5 protein-coding genes are annotated in these 5,193 nt (G+C 69.5%); 1 reads left to right on the top strand and 4 read right to left on the bottom strand.

The genetic code is table 11. The features are described from left to right. Positions 1-97: 97 nt before the first annotated feature. From ACFV61_RS26760 to ACFV61_RS26770, 3 genes are read right to left on the bottom strand one after another with little or no spacing between them, the layout of a single operon-like run. Positions 98-532 (bottom strand): GtrA family protein, encoded by a 435-nt coding sequence (locus tag ACFV61_RS26760; protein WP_380494317.1) that lies wholly within the window; start codon positions 530-532, stop codon positions 98-100. Between the two features lies 1 nt (position 533). After that, positions 534-1,529, bottom strand: coding sequence for a decaprenyl-phosphate phosphoribosyltransferase (locus tag ACFV61_RS26765; protein WP_380494318.1), 996 nt, complete (start codon positions 1,527-1,529; stop codon positions 534-536). Beyond that, entirely contained in the window at positions 1,522-2,058 is a 537-nt protein-coding gene (locus tag ACFV61_RS26770) for a phosphatase PAP2 family protein (protein WP_380494319.1), read from the bottom strand. Before ACFV61_RS26770 ends, ACFV61_RS26765 begins: the two co-directional genes overlap by 8 nt. A gap of 448 nt (positions 2,059-2,506) precedes the next feature. Here ACFV61_RS26770 and ACFV61_RS26775 point away from each other — a divergent pair, with 448 nt between their 5' ends. Then, positions 2,507-4,375 carry a hypothetical protein gene (locus ACFV61_RS26775; RefSeq protein WP_380494321.1) on the top strand — a complete coding sequence of 623 codons (1,869 nt, stop codon included), beginning with the start codon at positions 2,507-2,509 and terminating at the stop codon, positions 4,373-4,375. 234 nt (positions 4,376-4,609) lie between these two features. On the opposite strand, the gene ACFV61_RS26780 is transcribed toward ACFV61_RS26775, so the two are convergent. Continuing rightward, complete coding sequence (locus ACFV61_RS26780; protein WP_380494323.1) at positions 4,610-4,858, bottom strand: ribosomal protein L7/L12; 249 nt, start codon at positions 4,856-4,858, stop codon at positions 4,610-4,612. Positions 4,859-5,193: the final 335 nt, after the last annotated feature.

The raw sequence follows: 5,193 nt of genomic DNA on the forward strand, positions 1-5,193 counted from the left end.
GGCCCCGCCGCCCCCCCACTGCGGGGCCGCCCCCCCCGCCCGCGCCGCCCCCATCCCGTTGCCGAAGGACTACTTGAGCGTGGCGGTCCGGCCGGGATCAGGCTCGAGCGGCACGGAACACCAGGGTCCTGGTGCCCCAGAAGCGCAGGGCGGTTGCCAGAGCCATGCCGATCACGCTGCCGGAGACCAGGTCCGCGGTGGGGCTGGTCAGGCCGAGCAGGTAGTGCGAGAAGCCGAGGCAGCCGAGCTGGACCAGTGCGCCCACGAGGTTCACCGCGAGGAACATCGCGGTCTCTCGGCTGGTCTCGCCGGCCGGCCCACCGTTCCGTCGTTCCCGGAACGTCCAGTACTTGTTCCCGACGAAGGCGACCGCGGTCGAGGCCGTCAGGGAGAGAATCTTGGCCACGACCGGGCCGAGGGCGTCCCGTAGCAGGATGAAGAGGACGACGTCGGTGGCGTAGCCGAGTCCGCCGATCACCCCGAACTTCAGCAGTTCCGGCAGCGCGGAGCGGAGCTGTTCACGGCTTGCCATGTCAGGCGGTACCCAGCACGGAGAACCCGTACAGGCCCGCCCAGATCGCGCCGAGCAGGAGCAGTGGGCGGTCCTTCAGCGCCACGTTCTCCGGGGCCTCGGCGGCGCCGCGGTCGGCGAAGATCGCGTACCGCAGGATGGCGAAGACGAAGGGCAGGACGCTGATCTGGCGCAGCGCGACATCGGCGCCGACGCTGTGGTCCGAGGACCAGAGGCAGTAGCTGAGCACGGTCACCGCCGCCGAGGCCTGCCAGACGAAGCGGAGGTAGCTGTCGCTGTACTGGGCGAGGAGCTTGCGCGAGCTGGCGGCCTTGTCGCCCATGCTGACCAGCTCGGAGTAGCGCTTGGCCGAGACCATGAAGAGCGCGGCGAATCCGGTGGTGATCAGGAACCACTGGGACAGCTGGATCCCGGCGGCGAGGCCGCCGATCATCGCGCGGATCAGGAAGCCGGAGGTCACGAAGGCGAGGTCGACCACCAGGACGTGCTTGAGGCCGGTGCAGTAGAGGAACTGCATGACCAGGTAGCACCCCAGCGCGATGGCGGTCGGGGTGTTGCAGAGCAGCAGGGCGCCGGTGATGGCTCCGCCGCCGAGGAGCGCCGCACACAGGTAGGCGACCGGAAGGGGCACCACGCCGGAGGCGATCGGGCGGTGGCGCTTGGTCGGGTGGGCGCGGTCCGCCTCGACGTCCATGGCGTCGTTGAGGAAGTAGATCGCCGATGCCGCGGCGCAGAAGAGGACGAAGACGATGCCGACCTGACGGAGCACCGCGGTGTGGGTGAGCATTCCCGCCGCGCCGGGAGCCGCGAGGACGAGTACGTTCTTGATCCACTGGCGCGGCCGGGCATTGCGGATCAGGCCGCCGGGCAGTGCCTTGAGGCGGAACGGCTGGACGGCCGGTGCGGAGTCGGGCTCGGATGCCGTGCGGACCATTTCCGCGAAGGCGGTGGCCGTGGCCTCTTCGGTTCTGGACTCCAGGGTGTTCGCCTCAGGCATCGGACTTCTGCCCCTTGGTGATCCAGGACCGGCCGGCCGCCGCGACGGTGGCACCGAGCGCGGCACCCCCGACCACGTCGGACATGTAGTGGACGCCGACGACCAGGCGGGAGAAGCACATCGCGCCGGCCACCGGGGCTATGGTGCCGGCGGGCAGCAGCGGCGCGAAGGCCACGACCGCGGCGGCGGAGGAGGTGGCGTGGGAGCTCGGGAAGCTGTGCTTCCCGGCGGTCTTCACGAGCGGCTCCATGCCGGGGCCGTTCGGTCGGGGGCGGCGGACCACACGCTTGATGACCATGCTGGCGGCGTGGGCGCCCGCGACGGCGGCGGTGGCGCGGAGCCAGCTGCCGCGCCGGTCGGAGTCGACGACCGCGCCGGCGACACCGAGTGCGAGCCAGCCCGCGGCGTGCTCGCCGGTCCAGGACAGGGCCTTGCTGACGTCCACCGAACGCTTGTCGCCGAACCGCTCACGGACCGATCGGTGGACCTGGTCGTCCATCCGCTGCAACGCCGGGAGAATCTGGGCCATTCTGGATTGTCCTCTGAGGGAAGAAGGGGGCACGCATCCTGATGCGGGGGACTCGGGCGGAGCCTCGGTTCCACAGGCCGCTGGAAACCCTTGAGCCCCCCCGGCGACAGACGTGCGCGGTCAGCATACAGACAAACTTTAAACAAGATTCAATGACCCCCTTCGCGCCTCTTGTTCCGCCCCCAGCGAAATCGAGCAAAGTCCGAGCGGCGGGGCGACTTTACTTCCAGGTGGGCGAGCAAAAGTCATTCGATTACCTCTGATACCGTCACCCAGATCACTGGCAGGTGCCGAATGCGGCTGAAGCGTGGATGGGCTGAGATCACTCGTGGGCGTACTGGGGCTGTTGGCGGCTCTGACAGCGACAGCCGTCGGCACAGCGCACGTGATCGGAGCGCTGGGACCGTGGCGCGCCGCTGACGCGCTGTCCGGCTGGATCCTCGCGGGGGTGACCCAGCTGATCGCGCTGGCCCTGCTCATCGGCGTCCCGGTCCACGGCCTGAAGCCGGCACCGCTGCTCGCCGCAGCCGTCCTGACCGCCGCGGCCGAGGTGGCCGTGGTGCGAACCCGGCCCACACTGCTCGCGCGCCACCGCGAGACGGTCACCGCGGCTCTCCGGGGAATCCGTCGCTGCGGGACCCTGTGGCGCAACCCGGCGGCGGTCATCCTCGCACTGCTCGTGCTGGCAGCGTACGGCTGGCGGATCGCCATGGGAGCGTTCGTCCTGCCGACCGAGTGGGACGGCATGTGGTACCACCTGGTCGGCCCCGCCCAATGGATCCAGGACGGACAGATCGGACACACCCCGGCCGCGTTCTGGTCGGACGTCTACCCGCAGGGCCAGGAGGTCCTCGGAGCATGGGCCGGCGCCTTCACCCACACCCTGCGCTGGTCCTGGATCGCGAGCCTGCCGTTCACCCTGCTCGGCTTCACGACCACCGTGGGCCTGGCCCAGCGGTTCGGCGCCCGCCGCGACCACGCACTCCTCGCCGGACTCGGCTTCCTGGCGATCCCCGCGGTCCTCGCCCAGACGGCGACCTCCTACGTCGACGTAGCCGCGGCGACCACCGCGGCGGCCGCCTTCCAGTTCGTGCTCGCGCTGCCGAACAGCGGCGACGCGGTCGAGGGACGCCTGCGCCACCTCTGGCTGGCCGGTGTCGCACTGGCCCTCGGCACCAGCGTCAAGGCCTCGAACATGCTGACGATGGCGTGCGTCGTCGCGGTGGGCATCGGCCAGTTGGCCGTGGCGACCGCCGCGCTGCGCCGCGCGGGCGAGGGCCCGTCGACCGGGGTCCTGCGGTACGCGGCAGGCCGGCTGACCGTGTGGGGCGTGGCCCTGGTGGTGCCCTCGGTGCTGCTGTCGTCGTACTGGTACGTACGGACCTGGATCGCGTGGGGCAACCCCTTCTACCCGTTCACGATGTTCGGGTTCACCGGCCGCGGGACCGTGCAGGACCTGATCATGGTCAACAACACCCCGTTGAAGATCAAAGCCGCTGGCGGGGTGCCGGCGCAGCTGTGGGAATCGTGGACGACACCGGTCGCCAGTCCCTTCTCCTACGACCAGCGCCTGGGCGGCCTCGGCACCGCGTGGCTCTGGGTGCTGCTCCCGGCCGTGATCGCGGGCCTGGTCGTGTTCGTCTGCCGCCGCCAGTGGGCACCGCTGCTGGGCCTGCTGCTGCCGATGGCCGTGATGGCCGGGGCCAGCCCGGGCCCGTGGTGGGCGCGCTACACGATCCACCTGACGATCCTCGGCGGTGTCTTCCTCGCGGTGTTCCTGACCTGGATCACCGGGACCAGGGAGCGGCCGGTCGGCGCGGCGGGATACGCCCGGTGGGCAATCGCGGTGGCCATCGGGTTCGGCCTGGCGGGGACCAGCGCCGACTCGATGTGGAAGACAACCGAACCCGTTCACCTGTCGGCGACGGACTTCGAGCCGCACTACTACACGGTGGACGAGACGATCGACCTGATGCGCCACCGCCGGAAACAGCAGGACCAGGTCTGGCCGTGGAACACGTTCGGCCACGTACGGAGCCTGCCCAACGGATCGGTCATCGCGATCACGGACCAGGGGCCGGAGATCCGGCTGCCGCTCATAGGCCTCAAGATGGAGCGCAAGCTTGTCCAGGTCACGGCCACCGACGACCTCGACGCCCTCCACACCGACCTGCGCCGCAGCGGTGCGAAGTACCTCGCGCTCGATCCGTCCAACTGGCGGGACGGCGAGATCGCCAAGGCGGTCAACGCGGACCCCGCCCGGTTCCACCTCGTCAGCGGGAAGGACCCGGTCCGCGTCTACGCCGTCAACGGCTAAATATGCACCCGCCGGAGCCTGGTTGGGATCTTCCTCCTGAGCCGTTCGTAGGGCGTCTGGCCATCGAGAGCACCGCGCGGGCAGTGGTAGTCGCCGCAGCCCTCCCACTCTCGGAGCTTGTTGCGCCATTCCCCTTGTAGCGCGGAGTCGTAATCAGAGGCGACGCTGCTGTTGTTGACGCTTCCCGGAATCGGCTCTACCCGGGCTTCCGTGAAACACCAGCAGTGGCCGCTTCTACCGCCGTACTTCAGCGTGGGCTCCGGCTTCGAGGAGTTCACGCACGGCAGCTTCAGCCATCTCGCGCGGCACATCTTCGAGAATGGTGGCCGGCAAGCGGCTGATGAGGGACTTGCTGTGCCATAGGCTCAGCCCGGTCCTCCGGTGAAGCAACTTCACGACCTCGATGGGATAGGGCCCGGCGTCGGTCAGAACCACCGCATTGGGCACCTCATCGCAGATCAGCCAGACGTACTCGTCCGCCATCATGACTCCTCGGGCTGCGGGTCGGACAGCAGCATAGAACCGCGCGCGTGGTGATGGGGCGGGTTCAGGCCGAGGTCCGGTGGTCGTGCACCGGACGGCTTCCGTTCAGACTTGGGGCGGACGTGCAGTTCAGGTGCCGTAGTGAGCGGCGTCAAGGTTGAACTCGCCACGTCGACAACCTCTCCTTTCCCATCCTGTCCTTGGCGGTGTGGCGGCCGCCGGACCGGATGGGCGGCGGCTCGGGTTGCCGCGCCTGCGGAGGGCCTTGCTTCCTCTCATGTCTGGCTGCTGCCGGTGGCGTGCAGTGGAGACGGGCGCGGGCGGGACCGGATGGT

This window comes from Kitasatospora sp. NPDC059817, assembly GCF_042731835.1.
Classification (GTDB): Bacteria; Actinomycetota; Actinomycetes; order Streptomycetales; family Streptomycetaceae; genus Kitasatospora.

Excerpts from the sequence above, each read along its gene's own strand:
- ACFV61_RS26760 (WP_380494317.1), bottom strand. The coding sequence starts at position 532 with ATGGCAAGCCGTGAACAGCTCCGCTCCGCGCTGCCGGAACTGCTGAAG.
- ACFV61_RS26780 (WP_380494323.1), bottom strand. The coding sequence starts at position 4,858 with ATGGCGGACGAGTACGTCTGGCTGATCTGCGATGAGGTGCCCAATGCG.
- ACFV61_RS26770 (WP_380494319.1), bottom strand. The coding sequence starts at position 2,058 with ATGGCCCAGATTCTCCCGGCGTTGCAGCGGATGGACGACCAGGTCCAC.
- ACFV61_RS26765 (WP_380494318.1), bottom strand. The coding sequence starts at position 1,529 with ATGCCTGAGGCGAACACCCTGGAGTCCAGAACCGAAGAGGCCACGGCC.